Origin of the sequence: Amycolatopsis anabasis, from assembly GCF_009765355.1 — a bacterium.
Lineage (GTDB): Bacteria > Actinomycetota > Actinomycetes > Mycobacteriales > Pseudonocardiaceae > Amycolatopsis > Amycolatopsis anabasis.
In genome coordinates, this window is the sequence record NZ_VTHK01000063.1 from 22,723 (window position 1) to 47,750 (window position 25,028).

Genomic DNA, 25,028 nt, shown 5'->3' on the forward strand with positions numbered 1-25,028 from the left:
CTGGGACTACGGGCTCAACCGAGTTCGTTGTCGATGAAGTCGAACACCTCCTCGTCCGAGGCGGATTCCAGCAGTGCGGACGCGGAAACCTCGCCCGTCTCGTCGTCGTCCAGCGTGCGCAGCAACGCCTCCAGGCGCGCCTTGGCGATACCGCGCCGGTCGGGGTGCCGAGCCATCGCGGTGATCGCGTTCTCCAGCCGGTCCAGCTCCGATTCGGCCGCCGACTCCGGATCGCCGACCAGCTCGGCGCGCAGGTGCCGCATGAGCGCGATCGGGGTCGGTTGGTCGAAAACGACGGTCACCGGAAGCGCGAGGCCGGTCGCCGCGTTCAGCCGGTTGCGCAGATCGACCGCGGTCAGCGAATCGAAACCCTGGTCCTTGAACGCCAGCTCGGCCTCGACCGAATCCCGGCCGCGATGGCCGAGGACGGTCGCCACGTTCGAGCGCACCAGGTCGAGCAACAGCTCTTCCTGCTCCCCGGGGGACAGCGCGGCCAGCCGCTGCGCCAAGGCGACGGCGCCGTCCCCGGACGCCGCATCGGCGGTGTCCTCGGCGGCCGCGAGGATCTGGCGCACTTCCGGCAGTTCCTTGAGCAGCGGCCGCTGCCGTGCCGCGGTGTACCTCGGCACGAAGCGTGCCCAGTCCACATCGGCGACCGCCAGGAAGGTCTCGTCCCGCGCCACGGCCTGCCGCAGTGCGCCGATCGCCAGTTCCGGCCGCATCGGCAGGACACCGCGCCTGCGCAGGTGCTCTTCGGCCGAACTCTCCGCCGCCATCCCGGTTTCGCCCCACGCGCCCCACGCGACCGAGGTCGCGACCTGGCCGCGGTCGCGCCGCCGCCGCGCGAGCGCGTCCAGAAACGCGTTGGCCGCCGCGTAGGCGCTCTGCCCGCCGCTGCCCCACACGCCGGCGTTGGAGGAGAACAGCACGAACGCGTCCAGTTCCCGTTCGCCGAGGAGATCGTCGAGGTTGATCGCACCGCCCACCTTGGCGGCCATGATCTCGGCGAAATCGGCGAGACCGGTTTCGGCCAGCGGAGCCACGTCCACGACACCGGCCGTGTGCACGACGGCACGAACATCCGGGTGGTCGTCCAGCAGTGCCGCGAGCGCCGCACGATCGGCCACGTCGCACGCGGCGACGGTCACCCGGCTGCCCAGCGCTTCCAGTTCGGCACGCAACTCGTCCGCGCCGTGCGCGTTCCGGCCGCTTCGGCTGGTCAGCACCAGGTGTTCCGCGCCATCGCGGGCCAGCCACCGGGCCACGTGCGAGCCCAGCGCTCCGGTGCCACCGGTGATCAGCACGGTTCCCCGCGGCTGCCACCGCGCGGTCGTATCGGCGTCCCGGTAGGGTGCGCGCACCAGCCTGCGGGCAAACGCGGCCAAAGCACGCACCGCGACCTCGTCCTCGGCCGAGTCCCCGGCGAGGATCCCGGCGAACCGGTCCCGTGCGCGCTCGTCGAGCACGGCAGGCAGGTCGATCAGCCCGCCCCAGCTGTCCGGATGCTCCAGCGCGACCACCCGGCCCAGGCCCCAGACCTGCGCCTGCGCCGGATTGGGCAGCGGGTCCGCGGCACCGGTGGACACCGCGCCACGCGTAACGCACCACAGCCGCGCCTTGACCCCGGCGTCGGCGAGCGCCTGCACCGCGATCACCGTCGCCGCGAGGCCGAGTTCCACCCGGTGCAGCGGATGGCGCCCCTCGGCAAGTGCCAGCAGGGACAGCACACCCGCGGCCGGTTCGGCTTCGAGCACACCGCCGAGGCGCTCGGCGAGCACCGCACGGTCGAGATCGGCCGCGCCGACGACCACCGGCACGGTCTCGGCGCCGTGTCCGGACAACGCGGCGAGCGCCGCCGTCACCGGCTCGCTGTCCTCGTGGCCCGCGGGCACCAGCACCGGCCACACCCCGGAGAGCACCTCCGCGGTGGCCTCGGCGGCCGGATGCCACTCCACCCGGTACCGCCAGCTGTCCACAGTGGACAGTTCCAGGCTTCGTTCGCGCCAGGACCGCAGCGCGGGCAGTACCGCCTTCAGCGAGTCGTCGTCGACGTCCAGTATCGCCCCGAGCGATTCGTGGTCCTGCCGCTCCACGGACTGCCAGAACCGGGTGTCCGCGAAGGAAGGCGCGGCAGGTCCGGTGGCACGCTCGATTTCCGGCCAGTAGCGCTCCCGCTGGAACGCGTAGGTGGGCAGTTCCGCCCGGCGGGCCGTGCCCGCGAACACCGCGGCCCAGTCGACCGGAACGCCGCGCACGTGCGCCTCGGCGAGCGAGGCGAAGAACCGCCGCGCGTCGCCTTCGTCCCGGCGCAGGGATCCCACGACGGTGGCCTCCGCTCCCCGCGCGTCCAGGGTTTCCTGGATGCCGACGGTGAGCACCGGATGCGAGCTGGTTTCGACGAAGATCCGGAAACCGCCGTCCGCCAGCGCACGGGTCGCCTTTTCCAGTTCGACGGTCTGCCGCAGGTTGCGGAACCAGTAGTCCCCGTCGAGTGCGGTGGTGTCCAGCCAGTCCCCGGTCACCGTGGACATGAAGGGCACCGCCGCCGGAAGCGGCGTGATCGAACCGAGCAGCTCGGCCAGTTCCGCGCGGATCCCGTCGACGTGCGCGGAGTGCGAGGCGTAGTCCACCGGGATCTTCCGCGCCCGGATGTCCGCTTCGGACAGTTCCGCGAGCAGTTCGTCCACGGCCCGCGGCTCGCCGGACACCACCAGCGACCCCGGCCCGTTGATCGCCGCGACGGACAGCCGTTCTCCCCACTTCGCCAGCCTCGGCGCCAGCTCGTCCAGCGGCAGCGCCACCGACATCATGGCGCCGCGGCCGCTCAGCTCGCGCAACGCCTTGCTGCGCAGCGCCACGACCTTGGCCGCGTCCGCCAGGGACAGCGCACCGGCCACGCAGGCGGCCGCGATCTCGCCCTGGCTGTGCCCGATGACCGCATCCGGTTCGACTCCGCAGGAGCGCCACAGTCCGGCCAGGGACACCATCACCGCGAACAACGCGGGCTGGACGACGTCAACTCGGTCCAGCGCGGGTGCGTCCGGCGCGCCCCGCAGCACATCCGGCAACGACCAGTCGACGTGCTCGGACAACGCCGCGGCGCATTCGGCGATCCGCTCGGCGAACACCGGCGACGCGTCCATCAGGTCGAGCGCCATCCCGGCCCACTGCGTCCCCTGGCCGGGGAACACGAACGCGATCTTGCCCGGATCGAGTTCCCGGCCGCGAATCAGTCCCGCCCCGCTGTCGCCGTCGGCCAGCGCGGCCAGTCCCCTGGTGAGTTCGTCGCGGTCGGTGGCGAGGACCACCGCCCGCTCGGCGAACCTCGTCCGGGAGGTGGCCAAGGTCGTCGCCGAACCGATCAGGTCGAGGTCCGGTTGACCGTCCACATGCGAGCGTAGTGCCCGTGCCTGCGCGCGAAGTGCCGCTTCGCTCTTCGCGGACAGCACCCAGGGCGGCGCGGCGGTGTCGAACACCGGTGACCCAGCCGGTGTGCCGGTGTCCGCCGGCTGTGCCGGGGCCTGTTCGAGGATCACGTGGGCGTTCGTGCCGCTGACGCCGAACGAGGACACTCCGGCCCGGCGTGGCCTGCCCGTTTCCGGCCACGGCTTCGATTCGGCGAGCAACTCCACCGCACCCGCGGACCAGTCCACATGCGGCGACGGTTCGTCGATGTGCAGGCTCCGCGGCAGCACCCCGTGCCGCATCGCCAGTACCATCTTCATCACCCCGGCCACACCGGCCGCCGCTTGCGTGTGACCGATGTTCGATTTGATCGAACCCAGCCACAACGGCCGCTCCCGATCCTGGCCATAGGTAGCCAAAAGTGCCTGCGCCTCGATCGGGTCACCCAGCTTCGTGCCGGTGCCGTGCGCTTCTACAGCGTCCACATCGGACGGTGTCAACCCGGCATTGGCCAGCGCCTGCCGGATCACCCGCTGCTGCGACGGACCGTTCGGCGCGGTCAGCCCGTTCGAAGCGCCGTCCTGGTTCACCGCACTGCCACGAACCACCGCGAGGATCTGGTGACCGTTGCGCTGCGCGTCGGACAACCGCTCCACCAGCAGCACACCGACGCCCTCGGCGAACCCGGCGCCGTCGGCGGCCGCGGCGAACGGCTTGGACCGGCCGTCCGGGGCCACGCCCCGCTGGCGGGAGAACTCGGTGAAGATGCTCGGGGTGGACATCACCATGACCCCGCCGACCAGTGCCAGCGAGCACTCGCCGGACCGCAGCGACTGGGCGGCGAGGTGCAGCGCGACCAGCGAGGACGAGCAGGCAGTGTCCACGCTGACGGCGGGGCCTTCGAAGCCGAACACGTAGGACACCCGGCCGGACAGCACGCTCGAGGCGTTGCCGATGCCCACGTGCCCCGCGGATTCCCCCGCGCCGGTAGCCAGCAGGTTGAGGTAGTCCTGACCGCTGGTCCCCGCGAAGACTCCGATGTCGCGCAGTGCTTCGGGCACGATCCCCGCCCGTTCGAACACCTCCCACGAGGTCTCCAGCAGCAACCGCTGCTGCGGGTCCATCGCCAGCGCCTCGCGCGGCGAGATGCCGAAGAAGGCCGCGTCGAACTCCGCCGCGTCGAAGAGGAAACCACCTTCCCGGGTGTGGCTGGTGCCGTCCCGGTCCGAGCCCGGGTCGTAGAGCGCTTCGAGATCCCAGCCGCGGTCGGCGGGGAACGCGGAAATGGTGTCGACCTCGTCGGTGAGGACCGTCCAGAGGTCCTCCGGCGAACGCACGCCGCCGGGAAACCGGCACGCCATGCCGACGATCGCCAGCGGTTCTTCGGACGCCGTTCCCGCCGCCGGGGCGGCGACCGGGGATTCCGCGCCGAGCAGTTCGGTGCGCAGGTGCCCCACCACCGCCACCGGCGTCGGGTAGTCGAACACCAGCGTCACCGGCAACCGCAGTCCGGTGACCGTGCTCAGCCGGTTGCGGAATTCGACGGCGGTCACCGAGTCGAAGCCGAGGTCCTTGAGGGATCGGCGGGGATCGACCTCGTCCGGCCCGGAGTGGCCGAGCACGACCGCCGCCTGGGCGCGAACCACATCGAGCAGGACGCGGCTCTGCTCGGCTTCCGCCAGCCCGGTGAGGCGATGCGCGAAGGACGCCTCGTCCACTACGGCCTCCGCCGTCCCCGCACCGGATCGGGTCAACTGCCGGGTGTCGGGCAGGTCGGCCAGCAGCGGGCTCGGGCGGGTCGCGGTGAACGCGACGAAGAACCGTTCCCATTCGATGTCCGCGACGACGAGGGTGGTTTCGTCGTCGTTCAGGGCCTGCCGGAGTGCGGCGAGGGCGAGGTCCGGGGCCATCTCCGGAACGCCGTGCCTGCGGAACACCTCGCCGACCGAACCGGCGGCCATGCCACCGTCCGCCCACGGGCCCCAGGCGATCGAGGTCGCGACCAGACCGTTCGCCCGCCGGTACTCCGCCAGTGCGTCCAGGAACGCGTTGCCCGGCGCGTAGTTGCCGAGCCCCGGCGTGCCGATGACCGCCGAGGTCGAGGAGAACAGGACGAACATGTCCAGGTCGCGGTCGCGGGTGAGTTCGTGGAGATGCACCGCCGCGGCCACCTTCGCCCGCAGCACCGCGTTCATCCGGTCCGGCGTCAGCGATTCCACCACGCCGTCGTCCAGCACACCCGCGGCGTGCACGATCCCGCCGACCGGGAACTGGGCGAGCAGATCGGCCACCGCGTCCCGGTCCGCGACGTCGCAGGTCGCGATGGTGACCCGGGTGCCGAGCGCGGTCAGCTCCGCCTCGAGGTCCGCCGCTCCCGGTGCCGCCCTGCCCCGGCGGCTGGTCAGCACCAGATGCTCGGCGCCGTTGTCGGCCAGCCAGCGGGCGACCCTGGAGCCCAGCGCACCCGTGCCGCCGGTGACCAGCACGGTGGACGGCGCCGACCAACCGTCGTTCCGGGTGGTTTCGGCGCGCACCAAGCGACGCCCGAACACCCCGGACGCGCGCACCGCCACCTGATCCTCGGCACCGGCCAGCACCGCGGCCAGCCGGGTGAGCGCGCGCTCGTCCAAGGTCTCGGGCAGATCGACCAAACCGCCCCAGCGGTCGGGGTGCTCCAGCGCCGCGACCCGGCCCAACCCCCACACCAGGGCCTGCACCGGTCCGGTCACGCTTTCCGCGTGTTCCACGGACATCGCGCCCCGGGTCACCGCCCACACCGGTGCGTCCCCGTCGACCGCGGTCCAGGCCCGGAACAAGCTCACGGTCGCGGCCAGCCCGCGCGGCACCGCCCCGAACTCCGCCAGCGGCCGCTCGTCCAGCGCCAGCAAGGAAAGCACACCGGCCACCGGGCCTTCGGCCAGCGCTTCCCGCAACCGCCCGGCGAGCGTCTCCGGATCCTCGGCGCCCGCCACCACCCGGCGGCCCGCCATGCCATCCACCAGGCCACCGGGCCACTCGTCTTCGGCGTGGCTGTCCGGGACGACGACCAACCACGTCCCCTGCGGTGTCGCGGGCGACACCTCGGTCAGAGGTTTCCAGGTCACCCGGTAGCGCCAACCATCCAGAACGGACTCCTGCTTCCGCCGCTGCCGCCAGGACGACAACACCGGAAGCACCGCGCCCAGCGAGGACTGCACCCGCTCACCCTCGACCGCCAACGTCGCCGCCACCGCATCCAGATCCTCGCGTTCCACCGCCTGCCAGAACTCCGCCTCCACCGGCTCGACCGCCTCGGTCGGCCGCACCGGATCCAGCCAATACCGCTGCCGTTGGAAGGCATAGGTCGGCAGGTCCACCTTGCGCGCCCCGGTCCCGGCGAAGAAGGTGTCCCAGTCGATGGCCGCGCCGTGGGTGTGGGCCTCGGCCAGGGAAGTCATGAACCGGTCCAGCCCGCCCTCATCCCGGCGCAGGGTACCGACGGCCGCGGCCGTGGTGCCGGTGTCGTCGATTGTTTCCTGCAACCCGACCGTCACCACCGGATGCGAACTGACCTCCACGAACACCCGATACCCATCGGCCAACAGTTTGCGAGTCGCCTGCTCGAACTCCACCGTCTGCCGCAAGTTCCGATACCAGTAATCCGCATCCAGCGTCACGGTATCGATCGGCTCACCGGTCAGGGTCGAATAGAACGGAACCTCCGCCGACACCGGAGAGATCGGCGCCAACGCCTGCTGGAGTTCATCGTGGATCTGCTCGACCTGGGCCGAGTGCGAGGCGTAGTCCACCGGAATCTTCCGAGCCCGAACGTTGTCGGCCGCACAAGCGGCGATCAGCTCGTCCAGGGCATCGGGGGCACCGGACACGACGACCGAGTTCGGGCCGTTGACCGCGGCCACCGACAGCCGCTCACCCCACACGGACAGCCGTTCCCGCACCATCTCGACCGGCTCAGCGACCGAGACCATGCCGCCCTCACCAGACAGGGCGATCAGGGCCTGGCTGCGCAACGCCACCACCCGAGCCCCGTCCTGCAACGACAACCCACCCGCCACCACCGCGGCAGCGATCTCCCCCTGCGAATGCCCCACCACCGCGGCGGGCTGAACACCGTGGGCACGCCACACCTCAGCCAGGGACACCATCACCGCCCACAACGCAGGCTGAACAACATCCACCCGCGCTAGCGACGGCGCACCGGGGACACCACGCAACACATCCAGCAGCGACCAGTCCACAAAAGACTCCAACGCCGCGGCGCACTCACCCAACCGCTCCGCGAACACCGGCGAAGCATCCAACAACCCCAACGCCATCCCGACCCACTGCGACCCTTGACCCGGGAACACGAACACCACGTCACCAGAACCCTCGGCAGTCGCCACCGGCGACTCACCCGCCGCAACCGCATCCAAACCACGCAGGAAACCATCCCGATCACCAGCCACCACCGCCGCACGACAACCCAACGCGGCCCGGGTCACCGCAAGCGAGTAGGCCACATCGGTCGTGCTCACCTCCGCGTCGGCGCGAACGTGAGCCGCAAGCCGCCGGGCTTGTTCCCGCACCGCCTCGGCACTCCTGGCCGACAGGATCCACGGCGCCACAGCCAACTCGCGACTCGGCACCTCCTGGACCGAAGCCTCCTCCAGCGCCTGCTCCAGAATCACGTGCGCATTAGTCCCGCTGATCCCGAACGACGACACCCCGGCTCGGCGCGGCCACTCCACCTCCGGCCACGGAGTGGCCTCGGTCAGCAACTCCACGGCGCCAGCGGACCAATCCACATGCGACGAGGGCTCATCGATGTGCAGGGTCGGCGGCAGCACCCCGTGCCGCATCGCCAACACCATCTTCATCACACCAGCCACACCAGCAGCAGCCTGCGTATGACCGAGGTTCGACTTGATCGACCCCAGCCACAACGGCCGCTCCGCAGGACGCCCCTGGCCATAGGTAGCCAACAATGCCTGCGCCTCGATCGGATCACCGAGAGTCGTTCCGGTCCCGTGCGCCTCAACCACATCCACCTGATCAGCCGAAACCCGCGCATTCGCCAACGCCTGCCGAATCACCCGCTGCTGCGACGGACCATTCGGCGCCGTCAACCCATTCGACGCACCATCCTGATTCACCGCAGAACCACGAACCACACCAAGAACCCGATGCCCATTACGCCGAGCATCCGACAATCGCTCCAGCAAAAGGAGCCCCAAGCCTTCACCCCAACCGGTTCCGTCCGCTGCCGCCGCGAACGGCTTGCAGCGGCCATCCGACGACAAGCCGCGCTGCCGGGAGAACTCGGTGAAGATCTCGGGCGTCGACATCACGGTGACCCCACCGGCCAGCGCGAGCGAGGACTCGCCCTGCCGGAGGGATTGCACCGCCAGGTGGAGCGCCACCAGCGAAGAGGAACAGGCGGTGTCCACCGTGACCGCTGGACCTTCGAATCCGTACACGTAGGACAATCGGCCGGACAGCACGCTGGACGTGTTGCCGGTCAGCAGAAAACCCTCGACCTCATCCGCGGCCTGGTCGTGATGGCCGTATGACGAGGAGGCGGAGCCGACGAACACACCCGTCGCGCTGCTCCGCAACGATTCCGGGTCGATGCCCGCGCGCTCGAAGACCTCCCACGAAGTCTCCAGCAACAACCGCTGCTGCGGATCCATCGCCAACGCCTCGCGCGGCGAGATCCCGAAGAACTGCGCGTCGAACTCGGCCGCGTCGTAGAGGAATCCACCCTGGCGGGTGTAGCTGGTGCCCCGGTGTTCCGGATCCGGGTGGTACAACCGCGCGAGGTCCCAGCCGCGGCCCTCCGGGAACCCGGAGATCACGTTCATCCCGGTGGAAACCAGTTCCCACAACTGTTCCGGCGAACTCACCCCGCCGGGGAACCGGCAGCCCATGGCGACGATCGCGATCGGTTCATCCGAAGCCGTACCCACCGACGTGGTGACCGCGGCTTCGGACTCGGCCCCGACCAGTTCGGCGCGCAGGTGCTCGGCGAGAACCTGCGGTGTGGGATGGTCGAAAACCACGGTGGTGGACAGCCGGATCCCGGTCACGGTGTTCAACCGGTTGCGCAGTTCCACCGCGGTCAGCGAATCGGAACCCAGCTCCCGGAACGTCTTGGTCACCTCGACCGCCTCGGCCGAGGCGTGCCCGAGCACCCTCGCCGTCTCCTCGCGCACGAGACCGAGCAGCAGACGGATCTGCTCGTCCCGCGCCTGCCCGGTCAGCCGCTGCTGAAGCGAGGACGCGCTCGTGACGGAGCGACCGGTCGCGGCGGCCCGCCGGGGAGATGGCCGCACCAGGCCGCGGAACATCGGGGCAACCGTCCCCTGACTGCCGACCGCGGCCAAGTCGACGGCCATCGGCGCGATCAACCCGCGATCGCTGCCGAGCACGGCGTCGAACAGCGCCAGACCGTCCTCATCGGACAGTGGCAGGATTCCGCCCCGCGCCAGCCGGGCCCGGTCGGCCTCGCCCAACTCGTCGGCCATACCACCCGAACGCGCCCACGCGCCCCAGGCCAGGGACACCGCGGGGAGGCCGCGGTGTTGCCGGTGCTGCGCGAGCGCGTCCAGGAAGGTGTTCGCGGCGGCGTAGTTGGCCTGCCCGGCGGCGCCCAGCACACCGGAGATCGAGGAGAACAGCACGAAGGCGGCCAGGTCTTGGTCGCGGGTGAGCTGGTGCAGGTTCGCCGCCGCGTCCGCCTTCGGACGCAACACCGCGTCCACCCGCTCCGGGGTCAACGACTCGAGGACACCGTCGTCCAGCACACCCGCCGCGTGCACGACACCGGTCAGCGAGTGCTCGGCCGGAATCCTCTCCAGCAGGCTCGCCAACGCGGCACGATCGGCCGCGTCGCAGGCAGCGACGGTCACCTCGGCGCCGAGCGCGGTCAGCTCGGCCTTCAACTCCGCCGCGCCCGGGGCTTCCGGGCCGCGGCGACTGGTCAGCACCAGGTGCCGCACCCCGTGTTCGGTCACCATCTGCCGGGCCACCAGGCCACCCAGGGCGCCGGTGCCACCGGTGATCAACACCGTGCCCCGCGGGTCGAGCCGCCTCGGCAGGGTGAGCACCACCTTGCCCACCTGCCGCGCCCGGCTCACGAACCGGAAGGCGTCGCCCGCGCGCCGCACGTCCCAGGTCGTCACCGGCAACGGCCGCAGGGCCCCGGCCTCGAACAACCCGACCAGCTCGGCCAGCATCTCCGCGATCCGCTCCGGACCCGCCTCCAGCAGATCGAACGCCCGGTACACCACACCCGCGTACTGGTCCGCGACTTCGTCCGGCACCCGGACATCGGTCTTGCCCATCTCGACGAACCGGCCGCCTCGAGGCAGCAACCGCAGGCCCGCGTCGACGAACTCACCGGCGAGGGAATCCAGGACGACGTCCACGCCCCGGCCCCCGGTGACCGACCGGAACTTCGCCTCGAACCCGACCGTCCGCGACGACGCGAGGTGCGCGTCGTCGAAACCGCACTCCCGCAGCGCATCCCATTTACCGGGGCTGGCGGTGCCGAAGACCTCGGCGCCCCAGTGCCGCGCCAGCTGCACGGCGGCCATACCCACCCCACCGGCGGCGGCCTGCACCAGCACCGACTCCCCGGATCGCAGGCTCGCCAGATCGCGCAAGGCGTAGAACGCCGTCAAGAACACCAACGGCACCCCGGCCGCCTCCGCGAACGACCAGCCCGGCGGCACCGGCACCACCAGCCGTTCATCGGCCACGGCCAGCGGCCCGAACGCACCGGAAAGCAGGCCCATCACCCGGTCGCCCGCGGAAACCGCGGTCACTCCGGGCCCCGTCTCGAGCACCACGCCCGCGCCCTCGAGACCCGGCAGACCGGCGTCGCCCGGGTACATGCCCAACGCGTTGAGCGCGTCCCGGAAGTTCACCCCGGCCGCCCGCACCGCGATCCGCACCTGGCCCGCCGCCAGTGGGGCCGACGCCTCCGGGAACTCCACCAACCGCAAGGTCTCCAGCGTGCGCTCGGCCGACACCGCCAGCCGCCACGCGTCCGCGGCGGGAGGCACCAGGCCCGCCACCGCCTGCGCCCGTTCCAGCCGCGGCACGCGCACCGTGCCGTCGCGCAACGCCAGCTGCGGCTCGTCCAGGCGCAACGCCCCCGGCAACGCCCGGTACGAGGCATCGCCGCGGTCGAGGTCCAGCAGCACGAACCGGCCCGGATGTTCCGCCTGCGCCGACCGCACCAAACCCCACACCGCACCGGCCGCCACATCCCGAACCCCCTCGCCGGGCTCGACGGCAACCGCTCCTCGCGTCACCACCACCAACCGCGAACGCGCGAACCGGTCCTCCGCCAGCCAGGCCCGCACCACGGCAAGGGCCGCACCCGCCACCGCGTGCGCGGCCGTCGCGAGATCCTCCGGCGAACCGCATTCGACGAACACCGTCTCCGGCGTGGCGCCGCTGTCCACCAGGGCCGCCAGATCCGGGTACCGGTCCGCCTCGATGCCGAGCCGCGACTCGCCCAGCACCGCGCAGCCGGACAGCTCACCCGCCGACGCCACCTCCGCCTCGGCCCATTCCACCCCGAACAAGGAACCGCCGACTCGGGCCGTGCGGTCCAACTGGTCCGCCGAGACCGGCCGCAACACCAGCGACTTCACCGCGGCGACCGGGGCGCCGGTGTCGTCGGCGAGCTGGAGGGACACCTCGTCCGAGCCGGCGGGCGAGAACCGCACCCGCAGCGCCGACGCGCCCGTGGCGAACACGGTGACGCCGGACCAGGTGAACGGCAGGCGCGTCGGGTCCGTCTCGGTCGTGGTGAAGCCGACCGCGTGCAGCGCGGCGTCCAGCAGCGCCGGATGCATTGCGAAGGCCGCGGCTTCCGCCGCGTCGGGCAGGGCGACCTCGGCGAACACCGTGTCGCCCTGTTTCCAGGCCGCGGTCAACCCCCGGAAGGCCGGGCCGTAGGCCAATCCCCCGGCCGCCAGCCGGTCGTAGAGGTCCTCCACCGGCAGGACCGACGCGCCTCGCGGCGGCCACTCGGCCAGTTCGAACCCCATAGCCTGCCCGGTGGGCGAGACGAAACCGGTGGCGTGCCGGGTCCACGGCCGTCCCCCGGCGTCCATGCCCGCCGGGTCGTCCGGGCGGGCATAGATGTCCAGCGGCCGGGTACCGGTCGCATCGGGCTCGCCGACCTTGACCTGGACCTGGACCCCACCCCGCTCGGGTAGCACCAGCGGCACCTGCAGGGTCAGCTCGTCCAGCACGTCGCAGCCGACCTCGGCGCCGGCACGCCCGGCCAGCTCCACCAGGCCGGTGCCCGGGAACAACACCGATCCCAGCACCACGTGATCGGCCAGCCACGGCTGGGTCTCCACGGACAGCCTGCCGGTGAGCACCACGCCATCCGAATCCGGCGACGGCAGGGCCGCCCCGAGCAACGGGTGCTCGGCAGGTACCAGCCCCACACCGCGGGCATCTCCCGCCGCGCCCGGCATGAGCCAGTACCGCTGCCGCTGGAACGCATACGTCGGCAGCTCCACCCGGCGAGCGCCTGCCCCGGCGAAGAAGCCGGTCCAGTCCACCGCGGCTCCGTGGACGAACAGCTGACCGACGGCGTCGACCAACGCGCGCGCCTCACCGCGGTCCTTGCGCAGCACGGGGACCAGCGCCGCGTCCGCGGTGAGCGATTCGCCGATCATCGCGGTCAGCACGCTGCCGGGCCCGATCTCGACGTACCGCGCCACACCCTGCGCCTCCAGCGCGCGGATACCGGCGCAGAACTGGACCGCCTCGCGCACATGCCGCACCCAGTACTCGCCCGAGAACTCCGCGATCAGCTCACCGGACACATTGGACACGACCGGGATGCGCGGTTCGCCGTACTCGATTCTTTCCGCGACACGCCGGAATTCGGCCAGCATCCCGTCCATCCGATGCGAATGGAACGCATGGCTCACCCGCAGGCGCTTGACCCGCCGACCTCGGGATTCCCAGTACCCCGCGACCTCCAGCACCCGGTCTTCGTCACCGGAAACCACCACCGAGTCGGGCGCGTTGACCGCCGCGATGCTCACCCGCGATTCCCCGGACAGCACCGGAGCCACTTCCGCCGCACTGGCCTGGATCGCCATCATGGCCCCGCCCGGCGGCAACGCCTGCATCAACCGGCCCCGCGCCGCGACCAGCGCCGTCGCGTCCGCCAAACTGAGGACACCGGCGACATGCGCCGCCGCGAGTTCGCCGACCGAATGACCGCCCACGAAGTCCGGCACGACGCCCCACGACTCCAGCAGCCGGGCCAGCGCCACCTCCACCGCGAACAACCCGACCTGGGTCCACTCCGTCTGGTGCACCAGTTCCGCGTCCGCCGAGCCCTCGGCGGCGAACACCACGTCCCGCAGCGAACGATCCGAAGATGGCTCCAATCGCTCGCACACCGCGTCGAACGCCTCGGCGAACACCGGGAACCGGTCGTACAGCTCCCGGCCCATCCCCGGACGCTGCGAACCCTGACCGGCGAACACGAACGCCGTCTTCCCCTCGACCGGCATTCCCGCGCCGAGGCCACCGTCCACCACCGTGCCCAAACCGGCCAGCAATTCCGCCGTGTTCTCGCCCACCACAACGGCGCGGTGCTCCAGCGCGGCACGGCCGGTGGCCAGCGAAAACGCCACATCCACCGGCGAAAGCCCAGCCGCGGCGGACGCGAGGCGTTCGGCCTGCGCCCGCAACGCCTCCGGGGTCTTGGCCGAGAGCACCCACGGCACCACGTCCAACTCGCGACTCGGCACCTCCTGGACCGAAGACTCCTCCGGCGCCTGCTCCAGAATCACATGCGCATTGGTCCCACTGATCCCGAACGACGACACCCCAGCCCGACGCGGCCACTCCACCTCCGGCCACGGCTTCGACTCCGTCAACAACTCGACAGCACCGGCCGACCAGTCCACATGCGACGAGGGCTCATCGATGTGCAAACTCCGCGGCAGCACCCCGTGCCGCATCGCCAACACCATCTTCATCACACCAGCCACACCAGCAGCAGCCTGCGTATGACCGATATTCGACTTCACCGAACCCAACCACAACGGACGCTCCCGATCCTGACCGTAAGTCGCCAGCAATGCCTGCGCCTCGATCGGGTCACCCAGCTTCGTGCCGGTGCCGTGCGCCTCGACGGCGTCCACCTGATCGGCCGACACCCCGGCGTTCGCCAACGCCTGACGAATCACCCGCTGCTGCGACGGACCATTCGGCGCCGTCAACCCATTCGACGCACCATCCTGATTCACCGCAGAACCACGAACCACACCAAGAACCCGATGCCCATTACGCCGAGCATCCGACAACCGCTCCACCAAGAGGAGCCCAACACCCTCGGAAAACCCGGCACCATCCGCCGCGGCCGAAAACGACTTGCACCGCCCATCCGCCGCCAACCCGCGCTGCCGGGCGAAGTCCGCATAAACCCCGGGATTCGACAACACGGTCACCCCACCAGCCAAGGCGAGTGAGCACTCCCCCGACCGCAACGACTGCACCGCCAAATGCAACGCCACCAACGACGACGAACACGCCGTATCCACCGTCACCGCCGGACCCTCAAAACCGAACACATAAGAAACCCGGCCCGAAGCGACACTCCCGGCACTTCCATTGCCGAGATAAGCCGCGACACCATCGGGAACGGAATTCAACCGGGCGGCATAATCGTGGTACATCACACCGGCGAACACACCCGTGGCACTGCCACGCAACGAAGCCGGGTCAATCCCAGCCCGCCCGAACACCTCCCACGACGTCTCCAGCAACAACCGCTGCTGCGGATCCATCGCCAACGCCTCACGCGGCGAAATACCGAAAAACCCCGGATCGAACTCCCCCGCGTCATACAAGAACCCACCCACGCGGGCGTAGCCGTCCGCGGAATCCGGCATCTCCCAGCCCCGGTCGGCGGGGAATGCGGAGACCGCGTCGCCGCCCCGGTCGAGCAGATCCCAGAACGCCTCCGGGGAACCGGTCCCGCCCGGGAAGCGGCAGGCCATCGACACGATGGCGATCGGTTCGTCCGGCACCGCATGTGCCGTGGGCAGCCTGGTCAGCTCGGCTTCGGCGCCGAACAACTCGGTGCGCAGGAAGGCGGTAACCGCCGCCGGCGTCGGGTGATCGAACTGCAGTGTGGTGGGGAGCCGCAGGCCGGTGGTGGTGACCAACTGGTTGCGCAGTTCGACGGCCGTGAGCGAGTCGAAACCGATCTCGCGGAAAGTCAGATTCGGCCTGATCGCTTCGGTGTTCTCGTGCCCGAGGACGGCGGCGGCCCGGGATCGCACGAGTTCCAGCAGCGCGTGGTCGCGTTCAACCGGGGACATCGCGGCCAGCCGCTGGACGAACTCGGTGCCGCTCGGGGCGGGTTCCGTGCCGGTATCACCGGTTTCGCGCAGGGTGTGCGCGGCGTGCGGGATCCGGCTGAACAGCGTGCCGGGACGGCTCGACGTGAAGGCGGGGATGAACCGGGCCCAGTCGATGTCGGTGATGGCGATGGTGGTCTCGCCGCGGCCGATCGCTTGGGCCAGCCCGGCGAACGCGGTGTCCGGGTCCATGACCGGCAGCCCGCGGCGGCGCGCCAGATCGGCGGCGTCCCCAATCGCCGTCCGGCTCCGCAGGCTCGGCGAGTCCCACCGGCCCCAGGCCACCGAGGTCGCGGTGCGTCCGCGGTCGCGGCGTTGCCGGGCCAGCGCGTCGAGGTAGCTGTTCGCGGCGGCGTAGGCGCCGTGGTCCGCGCTGCCCCACACCCCGGCGACCGAGGAGAACAACACGAACGCGTCGAGATCGTGGTCGTGCAGCAGGGCATCCAGGTTGGCGGCACCGCGCGCCTTGGCCGCGACGACCTCCGCGAACTCCGCCGGGCCGAGTTCGGCCAGCGGGGCCCGGCGGAGCACCGCCGCGGCGTGCACCACGGCCCGCACGGTGTCTCCGTCGGCGGCCAGCCCGGCCAGCAGCGCCTCCAGTGCGGCGCGATCGGTCACGTCGCACGCGGCGATCGTGACCCGGGCCCCCAGTTCGCTCAGCTCCGCGCGCAGGGCGGCCATACCGTCCGCCGCCGCGCCACGGCGGCTGATCAGCACCAGATGCTCCGCCCCTTGCCGGGCCAGCCACCTGGCCACCAGCGGCCCGAGCTCACCGGTCGCGCCGGTGACCAGGACCGTGCCCCGCGGAGCCCACGCCACGTGGCCGTCTTCGCCGAGCGGGGCGGGTTCGAGACGGCAGCCGAACAACGCGGACGGGCGCAGCGCGAGCTGGTCCTCGCCCTCGATGCCGCCGAGCGCGTCGCCCAGCCGGGAGCGGGTCCGGTCGTCGAACGTTTCCGGCAGGTCGATCAGCCCGCCCCAGCGAGCGGGGTGCTCCAGGGCGGCGACCCGGCCGAGCCCCCACACCATGGCCTGCGCCGGGCTGGTCACCGGATCGGACTCCGCGACCGAGACCGCGCCACCGGTCACCACCCAGATCCGCGCCGGGGCGTCGAGCGCCGCCGCGGCCTGCACCAGCGCGATCGTGCCGGCCAAGCCCACGCTGAGCGCCGGCTGCTCGTGGTGCGCCCGCTCGTCCAGCGCCCACAGGGACAGCACCCCGGCGGCCGGTTCCGGCGCCTGTTCGAGCAGTGCGGCCAGCGCCGCGCGCTCGGTGTCGTGCTCGGTGACCTCGATGACGTGGGTGCGCGCGCCGCGCTCGGTCAGCGCGCCGACGCATCCGGCCACCCGGGGGTCGCCGGTCCGGCCTCGCGGCACGAGCACCAGCCACAGCCCGGCCAGAGCGGTGGCGGCACGTGCGGTGACCGGCCGCCAGGCAACCCGGTACCGCCAGGTATCCACTGTGGACAGTTCCTGGTTCCGCTGCCGCCAGGACGACAACGCCGGTAGCGCGGCGTCCAGCGGCAAGCCGCCGTCCACTCCCAGAACCGAGGACAGATCGCCGCGCTCCACCGCGTTCCAGAACTCGGCATCGAGCGGGGGCTGGCTCGGCGCCGCCTCCGGTGCCACCGGTTCCGGCCAGTACCGCGCGCGCTGGAAGGCGTAGGTGGGCAGTTCGACGCGGGGGGCCGCGGGCAGGGCGGCGGTCCAGTCGACCCGGACGCCGCGGACGTGCGCTTCCGCGGCGGAGGACAGCAGGCGCTGGTGATCGCCCTCCCCGAGGCGGAGGGTGTGCACCGCCGCGACCGGTTTGCCGTGGTCGTCGGCGATCTCCTCGACCGGGACCGTCAGCATGGGATGCGGGCCGGGTTCGACGAACACGTCGAAGCCCTGGTCCAGCAGGGTGCGCACGGCCTGGTCGAAGCGCACGGTCTGGCGCAGGTTCCGGTACCAGTAGTCGACGTCCAGCTCGCTGGTGTCCAGGAGTTCACCGGTCACGGTCGAGCAGAACAGCGTCGGCGAACTCCGCGGCCGCAGCCCCGCGACCGCGTCCCGCAGTTCCTCGCGAACCGACTCGATCTGCGGTGAATGCGACGCGAAATCCGACTGGATCCGGGCGGCCCGCACACCGGCACCGGCCAGCCGCTCCGCCAACTGATCGATCGCGTCCGGGGCGCCCGCGACGGTAACCGTGCGCGGGCCGTTCACCGCGGCGACCGCCAACCGTCCGTCCGATTCCGCCAGCCACTCCTCGACCTCGGCCACCGGCGAAGACACCGAAAGCATCGCGCCGTGACCGGACAGCTTCGCCGCGATGATCCGGCTGCGCGACGCCACCAGCCGCGCCGCATCCGCCAGCGACAACGCCCCGGCGACATGCGCCGCGGCGATCTCGCCCTGGGAATGCCCGACCACCGCCGAAGGCACCACCCCCAGCGACCGCCACACCGCCGCCAACGACACCATCACCGAGAACAGCGCGGGCTGCACCACGTCCACCCGCGACAGCGACGCCGCGCCCCGGCGGCCCCGCACCACATCCACCAACGACCAGTCCAGATACGGCTCGAACGCCGCCGCGCACGCCGCCACCGATTCCGCGAACACCGGCGACGAATCCCACAAACCCGCCCCCATCCCCCGCCACTGCCCACCGGCGCCCGAGAACACCAACGCGGTCCGGCCACCCGCCTCCGCCGCACCGCGCACCACATCCGGATGCGCCCCACCCGTGGCCACGGCGCCCAGGCCGGCCAGCAACTCCGCGCGATCGGCGCCGACCACCACCGCGCGATGCTCGAACGCCGACCTCGCCGTCGCCAGCGAATACGCCACCTCGGCCGGGGCCAGTCCCGGGCGCGCTCGAACGTGCTCGGCCAATGCCGCCGCCTGCGCGCGCAACGCCGCCTCGGACCGCCCGGAAACCACCCACGGCACCGGGGTGGCCGCGGTTTCCTCCACCTCGGCGGGCTCGGATCGCGGCGGTTCGGCGAGCACGACGTGACAGTTGGTGCCGCCCATGCCGAACGCGCTCACGCCCGCGATGAGGGTCCGGTCCGCCCGCGGCCAGTCGCCCAGTTCCCGCTGGACCCGCAAGTTCAGTTCGTCCAGGGGGATGTTCGGGTTCGGGGTCTCGTAGTTGAGGCTCGGCGGTACCTTCCGGTGCTTGATGGCCAGAACGGCTTTGAGCAAACCCGCGATCCCCGCGGCCGCCGCGAGATGGCCGATGTTGGTCTTGACCGAGCCGACCAGCAGCGGAAGTCCGGCCGCTCGCCCCGCGCCGAGAACCGCGCCCAACGCGGTCGCCTCGATGGGGTCGCCGACCTTGGTTCCGGTGCCGTGCAGCTCCACGTACTGCACGTCCGCGGGGGCCACGCCCGCCCTGCGGTACGCCAGCCGCAGGTTCTCCTCCTGCGCCACGGGATTCGGATCCGTCAGGCCGTTGCCGCCACCGTCGTGGTTCACCGCGCTACCGCGGATCACGCAATAGACCGGGTCGCCGTCCGCGAGCGCGTGCGACAACGGCTTGAGGACGACCGCACCACCGCCTTCGCCGAGTACCGTGCCGTCCGCCCTGGCATCGAAAACGAAACACCGGCCCGCCGGGGACAGGGCGCCGAGCTTCGCGAGCGTGACGCTGCTTTCCGGAGTGACGGTCAGGTTCACCCCGCCCGCGATCGCCAGCGTCACCTCCCCTCGGCGCAAGCTCTCGCACGCCATGTGCACGGCGACCAATGAGGACGACTGGGCCGAATCCACCGTGAGACTGGGCCCGTGCAGGCCCAGCGTGTAGGAGACGCGGTTGGAGATGATGCCGCGGTTGATTCCGGTGGCGGTGTGCTGGGTGACACCGGCCAAGCCATTGCGAAACAGCAGTCGTTCGTAATCCCCGGAACTTGCCCCCACGAAGACGCCGGTTTGGCTCCCGCGCAGGGCGTCGGCGACGATGCCGGCGTCCTCGAGCGCCTCCCAGCTCAGCTCGAGCATCAGCCGCTGCTGGGGATCCATCGCCACGGCTTCGCGCGGTGATATGCCGAAGAAGCCCGGATCGAAGCGATCTATCTCGTCCAGGAAACCGCCCCAACCGGATTCCGGCTTTCCGGCATACCGTGCGTCCAAGTCCCGTCGATCGGCCGGAATTTCGACGATGCCGTCCAAACCCTCTTCGAGCAATCGCCAGAAGGCGGCCGGACCGGGGGCCTTCGGCAAACGGCAAGCAATGCCGACAACAGCGACCTCATCGTCCTGCGCGAAATTCCCGACACGATACAGATCTGCCACGGCAGCACTCAACCTCTACAATCCGCGCCTCGTTGACACATCGCAGTAGCGCCACGAGCAGGCCATTCCGCGCCCGCGCGCCAGCCCTCACCGAATTTCGTCAACAATGAGCCCGATCGCAACAGTGCGATGGACACACTTTCCGTTCAGCCCGCAAATCAAGGAAACTGAGTGTTGTACTGTTGCGCCATTAAATTCACCGCCCCCAGTGCGGGTAAGGTCAAGGCTCACCATCCCGAACAGAGCTTACGGGCGAACATGTCGCCCGTAAAGGCAGACAGGTTGGGCGTTCCCACAGGTGGCGTGCAAACGGTATCGTGCAGCCACGCCACCCTGTTCGCGATCGTTAACACGCCGACAACGGGTGAAATCCAAAGTCTCCGGATCTTCCGGCCGCGCACCATGCGGTCAAACCGCTAGGAGAAAGGACCGAAGATGGAACCGAGCGGTCAGCTGTACCTCGACCTCCTGGAACAGGTGGTCACCAACATGATCTACGGCGACGAGCCGACCCCGAACGCCTGGGTTCCCGAGACGTCCTTCACCCGCGAGCACCGGGAAAACGGGCTCGACTGGCCCAGCACGGCGCACACCATGGTCGGGCTCAAACGGGTGCGGAACGTTCGCGCCTGCCTGGAGCAGGTCGTCGCGGACGGCGTGCCGGGCGACTTCATCGAAACCGGCGTGTGGCGCGGCGGGGTCTGCATATTCGCGCGCGGATTCCTGAAGGCGAACGGCATCACCGATCGGCGGGTCTGGCTGGCCGACTCCTTCCAGGGCATCCCGGACACCGGCGAGCACGGCCATCCCATGGACAAGGAGATGGCCCTGCACCAGGCGAACGAGGTACTCGGCGTCTCCGTGGACACCGTCAAGGAGAACTTCGCGCGATACGGCCTTCTTGATGATCAGGTCCAATTCCTGCCCGGCTGGTTCGAAGACACGCTTCCGGCCGCACCCATCGAGAAGCTGGCCGTCATGCGCCTCGACGGCGACCTCTACTCGTCCACTATGGACGCGCTGACCAGCCTGTACCCCAAGCTCTCCCCCGGCGGCTTCGTGATCATCGACGATTACGTCATCCCCGCCTGCCGCAAGGCGGTCGAGGAGTTCCGCGAAACCGAAGGCATCGACGACCCGGTGGAATCGATCGACGACTACAGCGTCTTCTGGCGGCGCGGCGCCTGATCGTCTACTTCAGACTTCCGCATCCTGTGCAAGTGCTCATTCTGCGCGGTTGAACGGTTTCGGCTCACACCGGCCGTTCAACCGCGCCGCGTTCGTTCGCCACCCCGGTCTCCTCAGCCGACTTCGTCGCGGGAAGCTCGTCCTCGACTCCCTTTCTACTTGGCGCGACACGTAATCCCTAGCGGGAGACGCCTGTGACGTCGATCACAGTTGGCCGTCGGTCAGGTTGTGCAGTGCTTCTGGGCGTCGGTGCGGACCTTCCTGCCGGTGAACTCCTCCAGGATGGCGAGGTTCTCCGGGGCGTAGTTGGTCGCGGTGATCTTGTCCGCGTTGGGGCTGCCCAGCTTGCCGGTGTAGGGCGCCGACTTCTCCAGCCAGTAGGCCGTGCGCAGGAACTGGGTCAGGACCAGCTCGCGCACCTTCGGCTCGTTCTTGATCTTCGCCCAGTAATCGGGGTACCGGTCCTTGGCCACCCGCAGGTAGAGCAGCAGGTAGCGCAGGTTGGTGGCGGCGATGTCGCGGGCGTTGCTGGCTCCGACGCCCTTGATGTACTCCTGGACCACCGTCACCGCGGGCAGGCCCGTCAACCCGGCGTTCAGCTCCGCCGTCACGCCCTGGAAGTGGTACTCGCCCTGGGTCCGGTCGCGCAGGTAGATGCCGTCCATGGAGTCGCTGAAGCGGTCCTTGATCAGCGGCAGGATCTCCTTGCGGGGGAAACCGTCGTGCAGCGGCACCGCGGTGTCCTGCCGGGAGGCGTTGATCCAGGCCGCGGTGTGCACGTTCCACCTGGTCCGCGACGGGTCGAGGTCCCACATGTGGGTTTCCTCGTGGATGGCCACCATCATCGACTCGGCGAACGACTCGAAGCTGTCCTTCCGCACGAACTGGTCCCAGTACTTGTCCCGGGCCTGGGCGATGGCCAGCGCCTGCCCGCTGGGCCACCGGCGCTGGTACATGGCCTGGAGGGTCTGCATCCAGTTCGCGGAGTTGAACTTCGCCTTGAGGTCGCTCACGTCCGCGGTGGGCTGGGACGGTTCCTCATAGCAGTAGGGCGCGGCGGCGCTCGTGACGCGGGGCGTGGCGGCGGCGGTTCCCACCATCGGCCCCAACGCGAGGAGCGCGGTCACCAGGGAAAGGGCACGGGTACGACGCACGGGGACCTCGATTTCCGAGCGGACGTGCGGCGGGCAGGGGAACGGGCGGACGCCGCTCTGGTCGTCGTCACGGTGGATCGTATTGACCGCCGTTCCCCGGCTCCCAATCCCACTTCGGTATAACGCCCTGCGATACCGCTAGCCCGTGATCGCGTTCAGCGCGGGGAGGTAGCCGTCCCGGTGGCCCGCCCGGTTCGGGTGGTACGAGTTGACGATCGGGAAGGTGAGCCCGTTCAGCCACGGTGCGCCCGCGCAGATCCCGTGGTCGGCGAACCGGTCGCGCACGTCCGCATAGGTGAATCCGGCGGCCCGCACACGCTCGGCGATCCCGTCGGAGAGCTCGTCGGCCGCGGTATTCAGCACCGACACCTTGGCCCGGCTCATGTCGCAGAACCGGTCCGGGTCGAACAGCCGGGGGTAGCCGAGCACGACCACTCTGGCGTTCGGCGCCCTGGTCTTGATCTCCGCGTACACCCGGTCCAGCTTCCCGGGCAGCACGTCCTTGGCGTACTTTCGCGCCTCATCCACCCGCTCGGTGCAGCCGGCGTCCGAACCGAGCTTGCAGGTGGTCATCACGTCGCTGAAACCGGCGTCGTTTCCGCCGATCGAGATGGTCACCAGAGTGGTCGTGTCGCTGAGTGAGCGGACCTGGCTGGCCAGCACGTCGTCGGTGGTCGCGCCGCCGACCGCCGGGAACTCGAAACTCGCCACCGGGTGCGTGTCCGCCCAGAGCCGCGGGTAGGCGTTCGCCTTGCCACCGGCCCCGGTGCCGTCGACGTACGAGTCGCCGAGCGCCACGTAGTTCGCCGGCGCGACACCGGCCACGCTGGTGAACCCGGTGAGCGCCAGCACCACGGCGACCGCGGCGCCGAGGCCGGAAAGGGACCGGATGGGGCGCTCCCACCTGTTCCGCGAGCGAAAAGCGGCTGTCCTGGTGAACCTGCCGACGCGACGCACTCTGCCCCATCTCCCTCATGAGTCCGTGCTTGGGTACCAACCCACCGTGCAGCTGACCCGGCGACCACGCATCGACCAAAAGCCTGAAAGAACCTCACGCACGAGTGGTTTCGCGGGACGGGTTTCGCAGAATTGCGGACATCGCCGCGCCGGACCGGCCCGCACCCCGTGATGCTGACGACCACGAATGCCGTCACGCAGGAGGTGCCGTGGAAGCCGGAACCGAGCCACCCGAGGTCGTCACGATGACCTCGCACACCACCGAACCGGATCCGAATGGGCCGCTCGCGATCACGCCGTTGGTGAGCCTGCGCGACGGCTCGGTGCTGTACTGCGCGCGGTGGGCCGGTGCGGCCGGCGACCGTGGCACCGGTCCGGCCTATCGCCGGTATCGCGGTTACCTCGCGGACGACGCACTCCGGCCTCCGGGGTGCGTCGTGCTGGTCTGGATCGACTTCGATCGAGCGGGTGCGGCATCCGAGTTCTTCGACGCGGTCGTCGCCGGAAACCGGGAAGCCGCACCGATCACCGGCATGATCGCCGCCCAGCTGCACATCAGCACCGACGGCCGCCGCGGGCTGACCTACGGGGAATGGTCGGACGAGAGCGCCCATCAGGCGGCGCTCGGCCGCGGCGGACCGCTGGGGCCGGACGGCGCGGTCACCCGCCACATCCGCGCGGTGACCGGCGTGCGTTCCTTCACCTTCCAGCGCTACCGCCCATACCGGGCCAGTTGACCCTCCCCGGCCCGAACAGGAGCGACCGTGTTCACCGCTTACCTGATCGTCACCGCCCTCACCGCCGCGGCCAACCTCGCCGCGGCCATCGGGGATTTCGCCCGGCCCGGCTGGCTCTTGGACGGCATGACCAAATGCGGCGTGCCGCACTCCTGGCTGTTCCCGCTCGCGTTGCTGAAGGCGGCCGGAGCCATCGGCCTGCTCCTGGGATTCGCCGTACCGCTGTTGGGACTCGCTGCCGCCACCGGGCTGGTCCTGTATTTCGTCGGCGCGACCGCGACCGTCGTGCGCGCCGGCTTGTCCGCGAACGTTCCGTACCCGGCCGCGTACCTCGCGCTGGCCGTGGGTTCACTGGTGCTGCGGCTCGCTTCGAAATGAGGAATTGCCGCGATGCCAAGACGATCCCGATGGTATCGCACCGAACCAAGCCGAAATCCGCGGAACGATCGTGGCCAATTCGCATTTCCGCACTTTCTTCCGCCGGTATAAAACTGTTCATTAGATCTGACACATGCCGCTGTCCGGCGGGATCGCTGAGCCGAGTGGCTCCCGCATTCCTGCACTGGCTGGAGTATAGACGGTGAGACCGCCCCTCAGTACAATCGTTTGCAGGTAACGAACGAGCACGATTTGGTACCAGGTGGGTAGTTAATCGCCCCATCGAGGCCAGAACTCCCACTTTCGCCTGCTATGCGACATCGAGGTGTTTACCCGTGTCTGCCGATTCCGAACGGGTGCGCGCGTTGCGTGCGCTTTCTGAACGGGCCGCTGCCGACCTCGCCGAGGCGAGTGCGGAGGAGGCGTTGACGTGGGCGGTGGAGACGTTCGGTGATGATTTGATTGTTGCGTCGAAATATGCAGGATGCGGTGTTGATCGATTTGGCTGTGAAGGTCAAGTCTGATGTGGATGT

6 protein-coding genes and 1 pseudogene are annotated in these 25,028 nt (G+C 70.2%); 4 read left to right on the forward strand and 3 right to left on the reverse strand.

Features of this window, described 5'->3' with window-relative positions:
- Nucleotides 1-14: 14 nt before the first annotated feature.
- Nucleotides 15-20,081, reverse strand: a complete 20,067-nt coding sequence (locus FXO23_RS52000; RefSeq protein WP_246258391.1) for a type I polyketide synthase — start codon at nt 20,079-20,081, stop codon at nt 15-17.
- A 435-nt stretch (nt 20,082-20,516) separates the two neighbouring features.
- Here FXO23_RS52000 and FXO23_RS43085 point away from each other — a divergent pair, with 435 nt between their 5' ends.
- Nucleotides 20,517-21,269 (forward strand): TylF/MycF family methyltransferase, encoded by a 753-nt coding sequence (locus FXO23_RS43085; RefSeq protein WP_158893405.1) that lies wholly within the window; start codon nt 20,517-20,519, stop codon nt 21,267-21,269.
- Nucleotides 21,270-21,490: 221 nt separating this feature from the next.
- Here the strand turns inward: FXO23_RS43085 and FXO23_RS43090 are convergent, their stop codons facing one another.
- Nucleotides 21,491-22,396 carry a hypothetical protein gene (locus tag FXO23_RS43090; protein WP_246258392.1) on the reverse strand — a complete coding sequence of 302 codons (906 nt, stop codon included), beginning with the start codon at nt 22,394-22,396 and terminating at the stop codon, nt 21,491-21,493.
- 165 nt (nt 22,397-22,561) lie between these two features.
- Complete coding sequence (locus FXO23_RS43095) at nt 22,562-23,380, reverse strand: SGNH/GDSL hydrolase family protein (RefSeq protein WP_158893407.1); 819 nt, start codon at nt 23,378-23,380, stop codon at nt 22,562-22,564.
- A 209-nt stretch (nt 23,381-23,589) separates the two neighbouring features.
- On the opposite strand from FXO23_RS43095, the gene FXO23_RS43100 reads away from it, so the two are divergent.
- From FXO23_RS43100 to FXO23_RS43110, 3 genes and pseudogenes are all read left to right on the forward strand, one after another.
- The gene (locus FXO23_RS43100; RefSeq protein WP_158893409.1) at nt 23,590-24,117 is read left to right on the forward strand and encodes an antibiotic biosynthesis monooxygenase; all 528 of its coding nucleotides are present in this window, start codon (nt 23,590-23,592) and stop codon (nt 24,115-24,117) included.
- Between the two features lie 27 nt (nt 24,118-24,144).
- Entirely contained in the window at nt 24,145-24,495 is a 351-nt protein-coding gene (locus FXO23_RS43105) for a DoxX family protein (RefSeq protein WP_158893411.1), read from the forward strand.
- A gap of 356 nt (nt 24,496-24,851) precedes the next feature.
- A pseudogene (locus FXO23_RS43110) lies at nt 24,852-25,028 on the forward strand (phosphoadenylyl-sulfate reductase); the annotation flags it as partial.

Excerpts from the sequence above, each read along its gene's own strand:
- FXO23_RS43085 (WP_158893405.1), top strand. The coding sequence starts at position 20,517 with ATGGAACCGAGCGGTCAGCTGTACCTCGACCTCCTGGAACAGGTGGTC.